The sequence below is a fragment of the Peribacillus sp. FSL R5-0717 genome, from assembly GCF_038002945.1.
GTDB classification, from domain to species: Bacteria; Bacillota; Bacilli; order Bacillales; family DSM-1321; genus Peribacillus; species Peribacillus frigoritolerans.
In genome coordinates, this window is record NZ_JBBOOF010000001.1 from 4,142,320 (window position 1) to 4,160,120 (window position 17,801).

General features: G+C 42.2%; 19 protein-coding genes. All 19 read left to right on the forward strand.

The annotated features are described in order from the left end of the window. Positions 1-30 precede the first annotated feature (30 nt). The gene (locus NYE65_RS20045; protein ID WP_340861516.1) at positions 31-1,503 is read left to right on the forward strand and encodes a UDP-N-acetylmuramoyl-L-alanyl-D-glutamate--2,6-diaminopimelate ligase; all 1,473 of its coding nucleotides are present in this window, start codon (positions 31-33) and stop codon (positions 1,501-1,503) included. Positions 1,504-1,593: 90 nt separating this feature from the next. Further along, entirely contained in the window at positions 1,594-2,571 is a 978-nt protein-coding gene (gene mraY / locus NYE65_RS20050) for a phospho-N-acetylmuramoyl-pentapeptide-transferase (RefSeq protein WP_034313901.1), read from the forward strand. After that, positions 2,572-3,924 carry a UDP-N-acetylmuramoyl-L-alanine--D-glutamate ligase gene (gene murD / locus NYE65_RS20055; protein WP_063576913.1) on the forward strand — a complete coding sequence of 451 codons (1,353 nt, stop codon included), beginning with the start codon at positions 2,572-2,574 and terminating at the stop codon, positions 3,922-3,924. Positions 3,925-4,075: 151 nt separating this feature from the next. Beyond that, a complete protein-coding gene (gene spoVE / locus NYE65_RS20060) occupies positions 4,076-5,182 on the forward strand; it encodes a stage V sporulation protein E (RefSeq protein ID WP_034313896.1) in 1,107 nt (368 codons plus the stop codon). Between the two features lie 354 nt (positions 5,183-5,536). Next, positions 5,537-6,445, forward strand: a complete 909-nt coding sequence (gene murB, locus NYE65_RS20065; RefSeq protein ID WP_063576912.1) for a UDP-N-acetylmuramate dehydrogenase — start codon at positions 5,537-5,539, stop codon at positions 6,443-6,445. Between the two features lie 130 nt (positions 6,446-6,575). Continuing rightward, complete coding sequence (locus NYE65_RS20070) at positions 6,576-7,358, forward strand: cell division protein FtsQ/DivIB (protein WP_063576911.1); 783 nt, start codon at positions 6,576-6,578, stop codon at positions 7,356-7,358. Beyond that, complete coding sequence (locus NYE65_RS20075) at positions 7,345-8,037, forward strand: DUF881 domain-containing protein (protein WP_057278443.1); 693 nt, start codon at positions 7,345-7,347, stop codon at positions 8,035-8,037. The genes NYE65_RS20070 and NYE65_RS20075 overlap by 14 nt, the downstream gene beginning before the upstream one ends. Positions 8,038-8,080: 43 nt before the next feature. Next, positions 8,081-8,791: a DUF881 domain-containing protein gene (locus NYE65_RS20080; protein ID WP_340861517.1), complete on the forward strand. Its 711-nt coding sequence runs from the start codon at positions 8,081-8,083 to the stop codon at positions 8,789-8,791. After that, positions 8,791-9,156, forward strand: coding sequence for a small basic family protein (locus tag NYE65_RS20085; RefSeq protein ID WP_034313884.1), 366 nt, complete (start codon positions 8,791-8,793; stop codon positions 9,154-9,156). Before NYE65_RS20080 ends, NYE65_RS20085 begins: the two co-directional genes overlap by 1 nt. A gap of 255 nt (positions 9,157-9,411) precedes the next feature. Further along, positions 9,412-10,710 (forward strand): cell division protein FtsA, encoded by a 1,299-nt coding sequence (gene ftsA, locus NYE65_RS20090; RefSeq protein ID WP_057278442.1) that lies wholly within the window; start codon positions 9,412-9,414, stop codon positions 10,708-10,710. A gap of 44 nt (positions 10,711-10,754) precedes the next feature. After that, positions 10,755-11,912, forward strand: coding sequence for a cell division protein FtsZ (gene ftsZ, locus NYE65_RS20095; protein ID WP_034313879.1), 1,158 nt, complete (start codon positions 10,755-10,757; stop codon positions 11,910-11,912). A gap of 372 nt (positions 11,913-12,284) precedes the next feature. Then, positions 12,285-13,211 (forward strand): sigma-E processing peptidase SpoIIGA, encoded by a 927-nt coding sequence (gene spoIIGA, locus NYE65_RS20100; RefSeq protein ID WP_340861518.1) that lies wholly within the window; start codon positions 12,285-12,287, stop codon positions 13,209-13,211. A gap of 58 nt (positions 13,212-13,269) precedes the next feature. Then, positions 13,270-13,989, forward strand: a complete 720-nt coding sequence (gene sigE / locus NYE65_RS20105; protein WP_034313874.1) for an RNA polymerase sporulation sigma factor SigE — start codon at positions 13,270-13,272, stop codon at positions 13,987-13,989. A gap of 150 nt (positions 13,990-14,139) precedes the next feature. Next, positions 14,140-14,919, forward strand: coding sequence for an RNA polymerase sporulation sigma factor SigG (sigG, locus tag NYE65_RS20110; protein ID WP_034313871.1), 780 nt, complete (start codon positions 14,140-14,142; stop codon positions 14,917-14,919). A gap of 229 nt (positions 14,920-15,148) precedes the next feature. Continuing rightward, the gene (locus tag NYE65_RS20115) at positions 15,149-15,418 is read left to right on the forward strand and encodes a YlmC/YmxH family sporulation protein (RefSeq protein ID WP_034313870.1); all 270 of its coding nucleotides are present in this window, start codon (positions 15,149-15,151) and stop codon (positions 15,416-15,418) included. A gap of 55 nt (positions 15,419-15,473) precedes the next feature. Next, a complete protein-coding gene (gene pgeF, locus NYE65_RS20120; protein WP_340861519.1) occupies positions 15,474-16,301 on the forward strand; it encodes a peptidoglycan editing factor PgeF in 828 nt (275 codons plus the stop codon). Positions 16,302-16,303: 2 nt separating this feature from the next. After that, positions 16,304-16,975 (forward strand): YggS family pyridoxal phosphate-dependent enzyme, encoded by a 672-nt coding sequence (locus NYE65_RS20125; RefSeq protein WP_268590482.1) that lies wholly within the window; start codon positions 16,304-16,306, stop codon positions 16,973-16,975. A gap of 21 nt (positions 16,976-16,996) precedes the next feature. Continuing rightward, complete coding sequence (locus NYE65_RS20130) at positions 16,997-17,461, forward strand: cell division protein SepF (RefSeq protein WP_057278438.1); 465 nt, start codon at positions 16,997-16,999, stop codon at positions 17,459-17,461. Positions 17,462-17,467: 6 nt separating this feature from the next. Further along, positions 17,468-17,734, forward strand: coding sequence for a YggT family protein (locus tag NYE65_RS20135; RefSeq protein WP_034313862.1), 267 nt, complete (start codon positions 17,468-17,470; stop codon positions 17,732-17,734). Positions 17,735-17,801 lie beyond the last annotated feature (67 nt).

Genomic DNA, 17,801 nt, shown 5'->3' on the forward strand with positions numbered 1-17,801 from the left:
TCCTCAAATTAAGTTGAGAGGGATGGAAAAATGAAGCTTCACAAATTACTATCTTATTTACACTCCTTATTTACGTATGAAGGAGAAAATCCTGAAATCACCTCCATTGAAAATGATAACCGTAAAGTCATAGACGGAAGTTTATTTGTTTGTATAAAAGGTTATACAGTCGATGGTCATGATTTTGCCCAACTTGCTGTAGAGCATGGAGCTGCAGCAGTCATTGCCGAAAGGCCGCTTGACCTCGATGTTCCCGTGATCGTAGTCAGGGATTCGAGCAGGGCGATGGCGGTTCTTGCCGATGCATTTTATGGCCATCCGACTCAAAAGATGCGCTTGATCGGAATTACAGGAACGAATGGAAAGACGACGACCAGTCACTTATTGGAAAAGATTTTCGAGGATCGACATGAAAAAACAGGCTTGATTGGCACGATGTATACAAAAATCGCCGATACGGTATATGAAACCAAGAATACGACGCCAGATAGCGTTACACTACAGAAGGCTTTTCATGAAATGGCCGAAGCATCCGTCTCCACGGCCATTATGGAGGTTTCATCGCATGCACTTGAGCTTGGGCGCGTCCATGGCTGTGATTATGATATTGCCGTCTTTACGAATCTCACACAGGATCATTTGGATTTTCATAAAACCATGGACAGATACAGGCAGGCAAAATCCTTATTTTTCTCACAGCTTGGCAATGCTTACATAGAAAATCGCCCTAAATATGCTGTACTTAATGCTGATGATGAGGCAACTGCCGATTTCATTAAGGTGACTGCTGCTACAGTCGTTACATACGGCATAGACAATGAAGCGGATATCAGGGCCAAAGATATAAAAATTGATGCAAATGGCACATCGTTCACCTTGACAGCAGGTAAAGAAGAGCGATACATTCAGCTGAAGCTAATTGGTAAATTCAGTGTTTATAATGTACTCTCTGCCATCTCTGCTGCCTTGTGCGCCGGTAACGATCTGGATGAGACAATTAGATCCGTCGAGGATATAAAAGGTGTTGCAGGCCGTTTTGAGCTCATTTCAGCGAATCAGGACTTCCCGGTCATCGTTGACTATGCCCATACTCCGGACAGTTTGGAAAATGTTCTGAAGACTGTTGGTGAGTTTGCTAGAAAGAAAATTTACGTGATAGTGGGCTGCGGCGGGGACCGAGACAAGACAAAGCGTCCAATCATGGCGCAAATTGCATGCAGCTTGGCGACTGACCCGATCTTCACTTCGGATAATCCACGCAGTGAAAATGCTGCCCAGATCCTCCGGGATATGGAAGCTGGTGTAGCAGGCAAAGAATATACGGTTATTGAAGACCGCAGGCAGGCGATAGCTTACGCAGTTTCCAAGGCGGAAGAGGGCGACGTTATATTAATTGCTGGAAAAGGTCATGAAACCTATCAATTGGTCGGTGACGAAGTGCTTCACTTCGATGACCGTGAAGAAGCGGAAAAGGCGATTCAAAGTCGTTTGGGTTCAGTTTGAACCAATGCTGAAATTACCCTGCAACAAAATAGGAAAAGACATCAAGCAGAATTTAATATTTGAATTGTGTTAGGAATGAGGGAATAAGGAATGTTGGAACAAGTGATTTTTTATACGATTTTGGTGGCGTTTTTAGTAACCGTTCTTCTTTCGCCGATTTTCATCCCGTTTTTAAGAAGATTGAAATTCGGGCAAAGTATTAGGGAAGAAGGCCCGCAATCGCATTTGAAAAAAACGGGAACACCCACCATGGGCGGTTTGGTCATATTATTATCTGTTACCATCGCTACACTAGTCATGACTTTGAAATTTTCGGCACCTTCAACCGAAACGTATTTATTATTATTCGTTACTTTAGGTTTTGGTTTATTAGGTTTCCTTGATGATTTCATCAAAGTGGTCATGAAGCGTAACCTGGGACTGACTTCCAAGCAAAAACTGCTTGGACAAATTGTGATTTCGGTCATCTTTTACTTCGTCTTCAAGCAGACAGACCGTTTTAATCCTGAATTGACGATTCCAGGCACTGACTTTGCTTTTGATTTTGGCTGGTTTTATCTGTTCATCGTTATATTCTGGCTGGTAGGCTTTTCGAATGCCGTCAATTTGACGGATGGGCTTGATGGACTTGTCTCAGGGACATCAGCCATTGCCTTTGGTGCTTTTGCCATTTTGGCCTGGAGTCAGTCACAATATGATGTCGCCATTTTTTCGGTGGCGGTTGTCGGTGCAGTACTCGGATTTTTGGTATTCAATGCACACCCGGCAAAGGTTTTCATGGGGGATACGGGCTCCTTGGCCCTTGGGGGAGCGATCGCAACCATCGCCTTGTTAACGAAGCTTGAAATCCTCCTGGTAATCATTGGCGGAGTCTTCGTCATTGAAACGCTCTCGGTCATCCTTCAGGTAGGATCTTTTAAAACGACTGGTAAACGTATATTTAAAATGAGTCCGCTTCACCACCATTATGAGCTTTCCGGCTGGTCGGAATGGCGTGTCGTCGTCACTTTCTGGACAGTGGGGCTGCTGTGTGCGGTACTCGGAATCTATTTAGAGGTGTGGATATAATTGAAAGAGACTGCAAAGTATTCAGAGAAAAAGATATTAGTATTGGGTTTGGCAAAAAGCGGAGTGATGGCAGCTTCGCTTCTACATAAATTAGGTGCTTTCGTGACGGTTAATGACATGAAGCCATTATCGGAAAATCCTGAGGCTCAAGGACTTCTTGAACAGGGAATCAAAGTCATCTGCGGCAGTCATCCAATCGAGCTTCTGGATGAGGGGTTCGAGCTGATCGTGAAAAATCCGGGAATCCCCTATCGGAACCCTATCGTAAAAGGGGCATTGGAAAAAGGGATTCCTGTTATCACGGAAGTTGAACTGGCCTACCAGATAAGTGAAGCACCTTTCATAGGAATCACTGGTACAAATGGGAAAACGACCACGACAACATTGATATACGAAATGTTGAAGTCCGGTGAAAAATCCCCGCTGATTGCCGGTAATATCGGGACAGTGGCATCTGGTGTTGCTGAACATGCAAAACCAGATGACTCGATCGTCATAGAATTATCATCGTTTCAGTTAATGGGAATAGACGAATTTCGTCCTGAAATCTCAATCGTGACAAATTTGTATGATGCACATTTGGATTATCACAGTTCCAAACAGGAATATGTCGAAGCAAAAGCTGCCATCACGAAAAATCAAATAGCATCAGATTTCATGATTTATAATGCAGATCAAGATCTTGTTTTATCCATGGCGAAAGAGACCAAGGCTCAACTTGTACCTTTTTCAGCTGAAGTGAAACATGAGAATGGAGCCTATGTGGAAGATGGTGCCGCCTGTTTCCGAGGGGAAAAAATCATTGAAGTTTCAGAGATAGCCCTTCCCGGGAAGCATAATTTGGAAAATGTACTCGCCGCCATCTCAGCGGCCAAGCTTAAGGGTGTAGCTAATGAAGCCATTCAGACTGTATTGAAAACATTTTATGGTGTGGAGCACCGTCTGCAGTTCGTGGCAACGATCGATAACCGTAAATTTTATAATGATTCGAAAGCGACGAACATTCTTGCAGCATCCAAAGCGTTAACATCCTTTACGGAACCGGTCATCTTATTGGCAGGCGGTCTGGATCGCGGAAATGAATTTGATGAGTTGAAACCGGCGATGAAAAATGTCAAAGCCGTGATAACTTTTGGCGAAACGGCGGAAAAAATTGAACGGGTAGCCAAAGAAATAGGAATAGCGAATATAAAACGTGTCGATAATGTAGAAAAGGCCGTACCGGCTGCATTTGAATTATCAAATGAAGGCGACTGTATTCTTCTCTCCCCGGCTTGTGCAAGCTGGGATCAATATAAAACTTTTGAGCAAAGAGGAGACATGTTTATGGAGGCCGTGCATAAACTTAAGTAAGAGCTTTCGCAGAGAGAAGTGATCCTGCTTCTACGTTGACACCATGAAAAAAAGCGATAATGAGCCGTTATCGCTTTTTTTTTGACTAAAGTGCTGACAAGCAATCAGCACTGATGTTTATATTCGTAGGCTAAAAACTTCCTAGAGGTGGATGTCCGTGCCATTAAAAAAATCGAATCCTGATCTCATTCTCATTATCGTCACCTTAAGTCTTTTGACTGTTGGATTAATCATGGTTTACAGCGCGAGTGCCATTTGGGCAACATATAAATTTGATGATTCGTTTTATTTTGCTAAAAGGCAGTTGCTTTTTGCCTGCGTCGGTGTCATAGCCATGTTTTTCATCATGAATGTGGATTACTGGACGTGGCGGACATGGGCCAAAATCCTTATCATCATTTGTTTCATTATGTTACTTGCTGTGCTTGTACCAGGTATAGGGATGGCGAGAAATGGTTCGAGGAGCTGGATTGGTGTAGGTGCTTTTTCGGTCCAACCCTCTGAGTTCATGAAGCTGGCGATGATCGCTTTTTTAGCTAAGTTTTTATCAGAACGGCAAAAGCTGATCACCTCCTTTAAAAAAGGGATGCTTCCATCCTTGGGTTTAGTGTTTTTGGCATTTGGTTTGATCATGTTACAGCCAGACCTTGGAACGGGAACGGTAATGGTTGGAACGTGCATTGTCATGATTTTTATTTCCGGGGCAAGAATCAGTCATTTTGTCGGCTTGGGGCTAATTGGGGTAGCAGGTTTTATCGGTCTGATTTTGTCAGCGCCCTACCGGATAAAAAGGATCACGTCTTTTCTGGATCCATGGGAAGACCCTTTGGGCAGTGGATTTCAGATGATTCAATCGTTTTATGCAATCGGGCCAGGGGGGTTGTTCGGATTGGGACTCGGGCAAAGCCGCCAAAAGTTTTTCTATTTACCCGAACCGCAGACTGATTTCATTTTTGCCATACTCTCCGAGGAACTTGGCTTCATCGGGGGCTCTCTTGTCATTTTATTATTTGCGCTAATGCTTTGGCGGGGCATTCGGATCGCACTTGGTGCCCCTGATTTATACGGGAGCCTTGTAGCAGTAGGAATCATTGCAATGGTCGCCATTCAAGTGATGATCAATATAGGGGTGGTAACGGGACTTATGCCGGTTACGGGTATCACCTTGCCCCTCTTAAGTTATGGCGGTTCATCGCTGACGCTCATGTTGATGGCGATTGGGGTGCTCCTGAATATTAGCCGATATTCGAGGTTCTGAAATAAGAAAAAAATGTGGTTTGGCAAAAGGGAAGTCCTGTTGAACGCAGGGCTTCCCTTTTTTACGTTGAAAACCCTTCCAGGAAAAACGATTTTTTTTGGGGGCTTGCCGAAAATTAGAAATAAATGAAATGCCGCTTAAATATTACCATGTATGAATGTTGGGGAATCCACAATAAATATTGGCAATACGTCTTTGTTTAGACTATAGTATAAGAGGGTTAGGCCGTACTGGGGCTTGCTTCTGTTCATTTTTCTGCTAAAAAGGCGTTATTAATCTTGTAATATAAGTGACCTCATGGAAGAGGAAATGAAAATTATAACTTGGAATTTTGGAACAACAAGGAGGTTTATCATGGATAATGTGATAAAGCAATTAACTGAAATGAAAATCGGCAAAGTTCTTGAACAGGAACCGCTTGCAAATCATACAACTATGAAAATTGGGGGGCCGGCTGATTTATTCATCGTGCCGTCATCCATTGAAAATATAGAAAAAACGATGCAGGTCATCAAAGAAAATGGGATGCCGTGGAGGGTGATCGGCAGGGGCTCGAACCTGCTGGTCAGTGATGGCGGAATTGAAGGTGCCGTGCTTAAATTGGGCAGAGGTCTTGATCATCTCGAGATAAATGGGACGGAGATCAAAGCAGGAGCTGGGGTATCACTTGTAAGCCTCTCCGTACAAATCAGTAAAAAAGGATATGCAGGATTGGAATTTGCCAGTGGGATTCCTGGTTCCGTCGGCGGAGCGGTCTATATGAACGCTGGTGCACATGGTTCCGATATGAGTGAAATACTCAAGCAGGCACATGTTCTTTTTGAAGATGGAACTCTAGCTTGGCTTTCGAAAGAGGAAATGGAGTTTTCTTATCGAACTTCTCTGCTTCAGAAGAAAAGACCCGGTATCGTACTGGAAGCAATTTTTCAATTGACAGAGGGGGATAAAACCGAAATCGTTGAAAGAATGCAAAATAACAAGAATTATCGTAAAGATACCCAGCCATATAATCTGCCGTGTGCCGGGAGCATATTTAGGAATCCACTTCCACACCATGCTGGTAAATTGGTCGAGAATGCAGGCTTGAAGGGACATTCTATTGGCGGAGCCCAGATTTCACCGATGCACGGGAACTTCATCGTTAACACAGGTAATGGAAGTGCAGCGGATGTTCAAGCCTTGATACAGCATGTGAAGGATACTGTATATGATAAATTTGAAGTTGAAATGGAAACAGAAGTGGAAATTATCGGAAGAAAATAACGGGATGCATTATATCCAAATATTGTGATATAATGTGTTACCTTTAAAGTTTGTTAAGAACATAATATTGAGTTTGTCTTGATTTCGAACTGTCAAGAACCATCCATTTTTTCAGGAAGAGGTGAAGGGGATGGAAAAGGGAAAAATCGTTTCCATTGAGGACCGCATCCCGAAATTAAAACAATTAAGAAAAAGCAAAGCAAACAGGCGACTTGTTCTTTTGCTGTCCCTTTTCTTCATTCTTGTTGCTTGTGTGCTATATTTCCTATCCCCGTTGAGCTATGTGAAATCCGTGCAGGTAGAGGGGAATCGTTATATTACTTCCAAACAGATCATTAAATTGAGTAAGGTGAAGAAGGATCGAAGCATCTGGAAGGTTGATACAGGGACAGCGGCAGCCAATATCAAAAAAAATCAAGAAATAAAAAGCGTTAAGGTGACACCGGTATTTCCCAATTCCATTAAAATTACGGTTTCGGAACATAACAGGATGGCATATCTGTCCAATAATGGGAAGTTTGCACCCATTTTGGAAAACGGGTCCGTTTTAGAGGAGTTAGCAACAGGAGAAATTCCAGTATTTGCCCCTGTTTTAATTGGTTTCAAAGAGGGTAAAGCATTAAAGTTGCTTTTAGAAGAGCTGGACAAGCTTCCTGACGAGATTCAGAATGCCATTTCGGAAATTCATTACGCTCCTACAAAAACCGATGAATACCATATCGTCATGTTCATGAACGATGGGTTTGAAGTAAGTGCGACAAGCCGGACTTTATACGAGAAAATGATTCACTATCCATCGATAGTCAGCCAGCTGGATCCAAATGTAAAGGGAGTCATCGATCTGGAAGTGGGTTCTTATTTTAAAGCATATGAAGACGCTGAACAAAAGGAAGACACCAATGAGGAAAATTAATGGCAACCGGGTGGTTTTACCCCTGGTTTGCGTGGTTCTCGGATTCATGATTGCCTTCTCTTACAATCTGACCAAAGAAGGTGAAGGTGCAGGGAAGGACAAAGCCTGGGACCAGGAATATGAGCTCAGGCAGCAGCTGATCGAACAAGAGAAGCAGAACCGGGAACTTCAGAAGGAACTCCTCCAGAAGCAAGAAAATGTATCCCAAATAGAAAAAGACCTAGCTCAGGAAAAGCAGCTTTTTTTCAATTTGGCAAAGGAAACGGAAAAATACCGAATGTTTCTCGGAAAAGTGAAAGTGAAAGGCTCAGGCCTTCAGGTGACGCTTGAAGATGGTACAGATATGGAATCAGAAGCCAATGTTAATAATTACCTCGTCCATGAACAGCATGTCTTCAAGGTCGTCAATGAATTATACATATCAGGTGCAGAGGCTGTTGCGATTAACGGCCAAAGGTTAAATCATGATTCATACATAATCTGTAATGGGCCTGTGATTACAATCGATGGCCATCAGCATCCTGCTCCCTTCATCATATCTGCGATAGGGGACCCGGAAGTCCTGGGTGCTTCACTGGATTTACCGGGTGGCATCAAGGAACAGCTGGTTAATGAGAATATTATCTTTACAGTGGAAAAGCAAAAGAATATCATTTTTGATCCAATTATTGGAGGGTGATCGTGACCGCCGGATTCGATGAAAGATTGGTGAGAAACTGGAAATGAAAAAAAAGCTTTCTTTTAGTTTGGTTACGTTGATTGCTGGCTTCATGCTCGCTATTCAATTCAATTTGGTGAATCAGCCTGTCGTATCCGATACAAGGGATATGTGGGAACTGAAAAATGATTTATTGAAAGAACAGCAGACCCAGGCGGAATTAATAGAGGGTATCAGTAAGCTTGAGGGAAAAATAGCATCTTATGAAACAAAGAAAAATGAGAGTAAAGAAGAAGTCTTGCGTGACACCCTGACCGAATTGAAGACTGACGCAGGTTTGACCGAAATAAGAGGTAATGGGGTAATCGTATCTATACAGCCTATCAAAGCCGATATCCTTCTTGGTGAGAAGGTCGAGTATATTTCACCAGTATTGATCATTAGGCTCATTAATGAAATGTATAGATATGGCGCTGACGAAATTTCCATTTCAGGACAAAGGTATATATCAACATCGGTTATTCGTGATATTAATGGGCAGCCGAAAATGGACGGATACCCTCTGGTTCATTACCCGGTCGAAATGCAGGTAATAACCGTTAATCCAAAGAAACTGAAGCAGCGCATTGAAGGTTCCGAACTTATGGATGATTTCTTTATAGACAATTTTGAAGTGCAGATTAAGGTGCCTTCCGGCAAGTTGACATTGCCGGCTTACCAAAATGCTATAAACGTGGAACATATGGAGCCCATTATGGATGGGGGGGAATCGTGATGTGGCTTTCAGTTTTTGGTCTGTTGATTGGAATCACCCTTGGTTTTTTGGTGGATTTTGATATTCCCCATGAATATTCAAATTATCTCTCCATAGCCGTGCTTGCTGCTTTTGATACCTTATTTGGGGGGATACGGGCTCATTTGCAAAATCTTTATGATGAAGTTGTATTTGTAACAGGATTCTTCTTTAATATTATTTTAGCCGCAGGTTTGGCTTTTCTAGGTGTACATCTTGGTGTAGACTTATATTTAGCCGCAATCTTTGTATTCGGTGTCAGGCTCTTTCAAAATATTGCCCTGATTAGAAGGATCCTGATTGAAAAATGGTCCATTTCCCGGAAAAAGCAGAAAAAAAATCTATAATTTTAAAGGGAATTAAGTTATAAATGACGAATAGTTTATGGCAGTATCTAGTTTTTTTAGTAAATCAGTCTCGTAGAGAAGCGAACAATATGCACCATAAAGTACGAGTTTTGTTCGGGAAATGCAAAATGAAACGCTTATCTATGTAATTCGTCAGTTGTTGTAAACAGTTCTGTTATTCTATAATGTATAAGTCTTCGATATAAAAATGTTATTCTACTAATACATGTATAAAACTGAAGGAGGTGCCATGGAATGAACAGCAACGAAATATACGTAAGTCTTGACATCGGTACATCCAGTGTAAAAGTTATCATTGGGGAAATGGTCAATGACACATTAAATATAATCGGTGTAGGAAATGTTAAATCAGAAGGGCTCAAAAAGGGTTCGATCGTCGGTATAGATGAAACCGTCCAATCCATTCAAAAGGCTATAGAGCAAGCAGAACGGATGATAGGGATGGAGATAACAAAGGTAATCGTCGGCATAAGTGGAAATCATGTGACGCTTCAGCCGTGTCATGGGGTAGTAGCGGTATCCAGTGACAATAAAGAGATTACCGAGCATGACGTTTTCCGTGTCAGGGAAGCAGCTGAGTTAATAACGATACCATCCGACAGGGAAATCATCGACGTGGTGCCGATTCACTACAAAGTTGATGAACTTGATGAAATCAGTGATCCACGGGGCATGATAGGTGTCCGGTTGGAAATGAGAGGGATTTTAATCACAGGTCTTCGGACAATTTTACATAATACGCTGCGCTGTGTGGAAAGGGCAGGATTGGAAATAACCGATATCGCCCTTCAGCCTTTAGCCGCAGGTTCCCTTGTTTTATCCAAGGATGAAAAAGAACTTGGTGTGGCACTTGTCGATATTGGCGGAGGTTCCACGACCCTGGCAATTTTCGAACAAGGCTATTTACAATATACGTCTGTGATACCTATAGGCGGGGAAACACTTACGAAGGACCTTTCCATCGTTCTAAGGACGACTATGGAAGAAGCTGAGAAAATAAAAGTAAAGCATGGACATGCCTATTATGATGACGCGTCTGAAGATGAAGTATTCCAAATACCGATCATCGGCAGCGATCAGCAACAGACCTGCAACCAGTTAATGCTTTCGGATATCATTGAAGCGCGGGTGACCGAAATATTCGAGTTGATTCAAGATGATTTGAAGAGACTTGGCTTCCAGGATATACCGGGTGGTTTCGTGTTGACCGGGGGCGTCGTCAAGATGCCGGGTGTCCTGGAACTAGCTCAATATGTGTTCCAAAACCGAGTAAGGACAGCTGAACCCAATTACATCGGTGTTAGGGAACCCCAATACACCACGGCTGTTGGTTTGATTAAACACGCATGCAAGAAAGAGAGAATGCAAAAAAACACCGCTAATAAAACTCCTGTAGCAGCTGGACAAGCTCAAGAAGATAACGACCAGCGCAGCCAGAAGGTTTCTCAGAAAAATAAAGAGAACACGGCTAAAAAACAAGGTGAAAAAGGTGAATCTAAATTCAAAAAAATCCTGGGTTACTTTTTTGAATAACAATCATTAAGAATCGGGAATTTCGTCAAAATAGGAGGATTGTCATGTTGGAGTTTGATTCTAATCTAGAACAATTAGCAACGATAAAAGTAATAGGTGTTGGCGGCGGCGGAAACAATGCGGTAAACAGAATGATCGAGCATGGTGTACAGGGTGTTGAGTTTATTTCTGTCAATACTGACGCACAGGCTCTTAATCTATCAAAAGCAGAAATCAAAATGCAAATCGGTGGGAAGCTTACACGCGGTTTGGGTGCAGGTGCCAATCCAGAGGTAGGAAAAAAAGCTGCTGAAGAAAGCAAAGAGCAGATTGAAGAAGCGCTTAAAGGTGCCGATATGGTATTCGTAACGGCTGGAATGGGCGGCGGTACGGGAACGGGGGCAGCTCCTGTCATAGCGGGCATTGCTAAAGATCTAGGGGCCCTTACAGTGGGTGTAGTTACCCGTCCATTTACTTTCGAAGGCCGAAAACGTGCAACACAGGCACAAGGCGGCATTTCATCCATGAAGGAATCGGTTGACACACTGATCGTCATTCCGAACGACCGCCTCCTTGAAATCGTCGATAAAAGCACGCCAATGCTTGAAGCATTCCGTGAAGCGGATAATGTACTTCGCCAGGGTGTACAAGGGATTTCAGATTTAATTGCTGTTCCAGGTCTTATTAACTTGGACTTTGCCGATGTGAAGACGATTATGTCCAACAAAGGTTCCGCTCTTATGGGAATCGGGATTTCCTCCGGGGAAAACCGTGCAGCTGAAGCGGCGAAAAAAGCCATTTCCAGTCCGTTGCTTGAAACATCGATTGATGGCGCCCAAGGTGTACTGATGAATATTACCGGTGGTACGAACCTAAGTCTTTTTGAAGTCCAGGAAGCGGCCGATATCGTGGCTACAGCATCCGATCAAGACGTCAACATGATTTTTGGTTCTGTTATCAATGAAAACCTTAAAGATGAAATCGTCGTTACGGTAATTGCTACAGGCTTTAACGAGGTTGAAGCTTCAATTCGGCCTACTGGACGTCCAACACTCGGACAGCAGCAGCAATCAAGACCTCAGACACAACAAACGCCTCAGTCTAACGTGAAGCGTGAAGTGAAGAGGGAAGAAGTCAATGAACAGCCTGCACGTAATGCCAATCAAGGCGATGAGGCTTTGGATATTCCAACCTTCCTCCGTAACCGTAATAGACGCCGTTAATAACGACGTCATATGCCGTTCCCATTTGGGGACGGTTTTTTGTCGTTAATAAAATGCATCCCTAGACGGAATTGTGCTGGATGTTGCCTGGGCAGAAGGGAGCTTCCATCTTTTGCTCACTTCCATTCATTAATGTAAAAAGATGAGAGAGAAATTATTAAACTTTTATAACATAAATCGACAGAAGTAAAAGGGAGCAGGATAGTCTCTAAGACAGTATTGAAAATATCAATAGCTGATTTTCTACAAAAAGGGTAAAAATGACTGAAAAACTCTTAAGTTTTCAATACAAAAAGTGACACACTTTCTTAGGGCAGGTACGCTATACTTTTTGCTAGTGGAAGGTTAGTTCATATAAGGAGGGGAGGGTGTTTGACTTTATATTTAGATGTGATCTGGTTATTGAATTGGTTATTTGACTGCCTCCTTTTATATTGGACCGCAATCATTCTCAAACGAAGGGTAGCTCTTTGGCGGGTGTGCATCGGCGGACTGATTGGTTCCTTCATTATCGTATTGGCATTTACTCCTTTTTATGCAATTGCCGACCGGGTATACATGAAGATTTTAGTATCCATGGTCATGGTGCTGGCAACCTTTGGGTTTAATAGGCTAAAACTTTTCGTGAAATCGGTGGCCACTTTATATTTTGTGACATTTTTATCGGGAGGAATCCTTCTAGGACTTCACTACCTATTTGAATTCCAAATCGTGTCCAAGGACCCTGGTCAATATGCCGGAATCAATCGTTTTGGCGACCCTGTCAGCTGGATATTCGTCATGATCGGGTTCCCGCTCGCATGGCAATTTTCCAGGCGAACAATAGAAGGGATGGAAATGACCAAGCTTACACATGAACAAATGGTTTCGGTCTCGGTTAAAATTTCTGACTTTGAAGGAACGTTTCATGGATTGGTGGATAGCGGTAATCAACTATATGACCCGATTACACGTTCCCCAGTAATGATCATTTCTCTTTCAGGCGCGGAAACGGGAATTCCGAATGATATGCTAGAGCTCTTTAAAAACCCCGATACCCTGATTAGTCAGGAAGTGCAGCCCGAATATTCATGGACAGGAAGAATGCGTGTCATCCCTTATAAAGTCGTAGGTCATGAACATCAGCTGTTAACCGCAATCAAACCCGATTATATTAAAATCGTTCAAGGAGAAAAAGAATTTCATGTCAAGCAGGGTCTCATTTCGTTCACCTTTCAACAACTCTCTCCCGACAATAGCTATCAATCTATCGTTCACCCGAAGATGTTAACCGGCATACCGGTGCAAACTGCCTCCTGAACCATCGATTCACTCTTGAATTTGACCCATAATCCGTTTATTAGAAGGGAGAATTATTTTGAAGAAATTCATTCTTCGGCTTACTTACTTTTGGTACAAACTATTGTTCAAGCTCGGATTGAAAACGGACGAAATATTTTATATAGGAGGGAGTGAGGCACTGCCGCCGCCCCTTTCAAAGGAAGAAGAGGCAATACTGATCAATAAATTACCAAATGGCGATGAAGCTGCACGCTCGATCTTGATTGAACGTAATTTAAGGCTGGTTGTTTATATTGCCAGGAAATTCGAAAATACAGGCATCAACATTGAAGATTTAATCAGCATAGGTACCATAGGTTTGATCAAGGCTGTGAATACATTCAATCCAGAGAAGAAAATAAAACTGGCTACATATGCATCGAGATGCATCGAGAATGAAATATTGATGTATTTACGCAGAAATAACAAAATCCGCTCTGAAGTTTCTTTTGATGAACCTCTGAATATTGATTGGGATGGAAATGAACTACTGTTATCCGATGTACTTGGAACGGATGATGACATTATCACGAAAGACCTTGAGGCAAACGTTGACCGTAAGTTGCTGACAAAAGCACTTACACAGTTATCGGAACGTGAAAAACAGATAATGGAACTCCGTTTTGGACTTGCAGGAGGAGAAGAAAAAACCCAAAAGGACGTTGCCGACATGCTGGGGATTTCCCAATCTTACATTTCGCGTTTGGAAAAACGGATTATTAAGAGGCTTCGTAAAGAATTTAATAAAATGGTGTAAAAAAATAAAGTGCTTAAATGTCAATCAAATCAATACTTCGGTAGTAATATTGAAAAATAATCGGGATTTTCTGTTCTGGCCATGTGCATATTTTTTCCTCCCGCGGAAATACTGTTTTTTGTACAGCGCTCCTGTGAGGAGGGAATAATTTTGTCTCGTAATAAGGTTGAAATCTGCGGTGTGGATACATCAAAATTACCGGTTTTAAAGAATGAAGAAATGAGAAAACTCTTTAAAGAACTGCAAGATGGCGATATTTCAGCAAGAGAGAAACTGGTAAACGGGAATCTTCGACTCGTTCTAAGCGTCATTCAACGCTTCAACAATCGGGGAGAGTATGTAGATGATCTATTTCAGGTAGGCTGTATAGGGTTGATGAAGTCGATAGATAACTTTGACCTAGGTCAAAATGTTAAGTTTTCAACGTATGCTGTACCGATGATTATTGGAGAAATCAGAAGATATCTTCGTGACAATAATCCGATTCGGGTATCCCGTTCTTTAAGAGACATCGCTTACAAAGCTTTGCAGGTAAAAGAAAAGCTCATAAGCCAGACCCTTCGTGAGCCGACAGCTGAAGAAATCGCCAAGGTGTTGGAAGTACCTCATGAAGAAATTGTTTTTGCACTAGATGCTATACAAGATCCAGTTTCACTTTTTGAACCGATTTATAATGATGGCGGGGATCCGATTTATGTACTCGACCAACTGAGTGATGAAAAAAATAAAGATAGTACCTGGATTGATGAAATAGCTATAAATGAAGGCATGAGACGGTTGAATGACCGGGAAAAAATGATCCTTCGCAAACGGTTTTTCCAAGGGAAGACGCAAATGGAGGTAGCCGAGGAAATCGGCATTTCACAAGCACAGGTCTCCCGCTTGGAAAAAGCGGCAATCAAGCAAATGAATAAAAATATCCAACAGTAGAAGCTGAGCATGAGAAAAAGTTAGCTGAAGCGGGCAGGGCAAAAATGTCGATACCCGCTTCATAGCTACTTATCCATTGCGGCTTTTTTATTTTTGTTGAAAATCCCTTCCGGAAGGGATCGTGAATCGGGGACGTTTATTTATCGTAATCTTCATCCTTGAGCGCATCTTGTCATATACATAGGAATAGGACCTTCATCTATGATGAATTTTTGAGGAGCTGAGTGATGTGACCAGGATTTCAGAATTTCAAATAAAGGATATCGTCAATATAGCGGATGGGAAGAAGTTGGGTAATATGTCAGACCTTGAAATAAATACGGCCACGGGGAAAATAGAGGCCATCGTCGTTTCAAATGGCACCCGATTAATGGGCTTTTTTGGAAGAGAACAAGACATTGTGATTCCATGGCGCAAAATAAAAAAGATCGGTGCGGATGTCATACTTGTTGAACATCAGACGGTATTTCAAGGAGAACTGAAAGATGAACGTTTTTAAAGGTGCATGGCGCAAATATATGATACACTAGACTAAAAATAAAGAGGTTTATAGCATGAAAGAGCCATTTGTTTTAATAAAAGACCAATATATGCTCATTGACAGCTGGAGACAAAAAAATCTCCAGCTCGTAGCGGGCTTCACCACAAAAAATGGGGGAGTCAGTACAGGTGATTTTCAAACATTGAATACCGGTTTTCATGTCGGGGATAAACTTGGTGATGTCCAGGGAAACCGCAGGATTATAGCCGATAAGCTGATGTTTCCGCTTAATGAATGGATAGGGGCCGAGCAGACACATGAAACGAATATCCATCAGGTTACCAGCCGCGATTGCGGGAGAGGTGCTGCGGATTATGATTCAGCCTTTAAAGCGACTGATGGATTCTATACGAAGGACCCAAACGTTCTATTGACCCTTTGCTATGCAGACTGCGTGCCCTTATACTTTCTTGCTCCGGCACATGGTATGATTGGGGTGGCACATGCTGGCTGGAAGGGCACGGTTAATGGGATTGCACGAAAGGTGGTTGAGGCATGGCTGAATGAGGGTATAAAAGCAAGTGAGATATTTGCTGTTATTGGACCTTCGATTTGTTCAAAATGCTATGTAGTTGATGATTATGTCATGGATTTAGTGCAGAATTTGCTGGTAGATATTGACGAAAAGCCCTATAATTTAATCAGTGAAGGACAATATCAGTTAGACCTTAAGCAACTTAATGCATTGATTCTTCAAAAATCAGGAATTCCAAATAGTCAGATCGACGTTACATCATACTGTACAAGCTGTGATCATGAATTGTTTTTTTCACATCGCCGTGATAACGGGAAGACAGGCAGATTGATGAGTTTTATCGGTTGGAAGGAGGATTTAGAGTAACAGTGAAAGTAGTGGACAATTTAAAAAACATCGAAGAAAAAATAAATATAGCATGTGAAAATAGTGGAAGGGACCGTGAAGCGATAAAGTTGATCGCAGTGACGAAATATGTTTCGGTCGAGAGAGCGAATGAAGCATTGGAAGCGGGAATACTTGATTTGGGCGAAAACCGTGACGAAGGGCTATTGGCTAAATATGAAGTGCTGAAGGACAAGCCAAACTGGCATTATATTGGTTCCATGCAAACACGCAAAGTTAAGAATGTCATCGATAAAATTTCATATATCCATTCATTGGATCGAATTTCTTTGGCAGAAGAAATTCAAAAACGCGCTAATGAGCCGATAAACTGTTTAGTGCAGGTGAATGTATCTGGTGAGGAATCAAAACATGGTCTGAATCCAGAGGCGACTATTGATTTCATAAAAGGGTTATCTGCTTTTGATAAGGTGAATGTTGCAGGATTGATGACGATGGCTCCATTGACCGATGATGAACGGATTTTGCGGGAATGCTTCCGGAAACTGAAAGGCATCCAGGTTGAAATACAAGCTTTGGAGTTGAAGCATGCCCCCTGTACTGAATTGTCCATGGGTATGTCCAATGATTTCATGATTGCCATTGAGGAAGGCGCTACAATGATCCGGATTGGTACAGCACTTGTAGGCGAATAATTTTAAGGAGGTACGCTATAGATGTCGTTCGTATCAAAATTTAAATCTTATTTCGCGCTGGATGATGAATATGAGTACAGGGAAGAAGTGGTGGAAGAAGAGGAGGCTGAACCAAAAGTCGTGAAGTCAGCTAAACAGCAGCAGTCCGCTTCTGCAGGGAATAATACCAATCAGAATATCGTAAGTTTGCAAAGCGTACAAAAATCTTCTAAAGTAGTATTATTGGAGCCGCGTGCTTATGCAGAAGCCCAGGAGGTAGCTGATCATTTGAAAAACAGGCGCGCAGTAGTCGTGAACCTTCAACGGATCCAGCATGACCAAGGAAAGCGAATCATCGATTTTCTAAGTGGGACTGTCTATGCAATCAGCGGGGATATCCAAAAAATAGGAACAGATATATTCTTATGTACCCCGGACAACGTCGATGTTTCCGGTAATATTACCGGCTTCGCCGCCGAAGAGGAGTACGAAGAAGCGAGGTGGTAATGGTTAATGGGTCTAGTGCTTCAGGGTTTATATTATTTAATTGAAATTTATTCAATGGCATTAATCGTTTACATATTGATGTCATGGTTCCCCAATGCAAGGGAGACATCAATCGGTCAGTTTTTGGAAAAAATTTGCGAACCGTATTTAGAACCGTTCAGAAAGTTCATTCCGCCACTTGGCATGATTGATCTTTCACCTCTTGTGGCCTTGCTGGTTCTTAATTTTGCCAGCGGTTATGGAATCTATTACTTACAGACATTAATTGGATGATCAACAATTAACCTGACATGCATATTACTACACAGTCGGAACAATTTCCGCTGTGTAGTTGCAACGC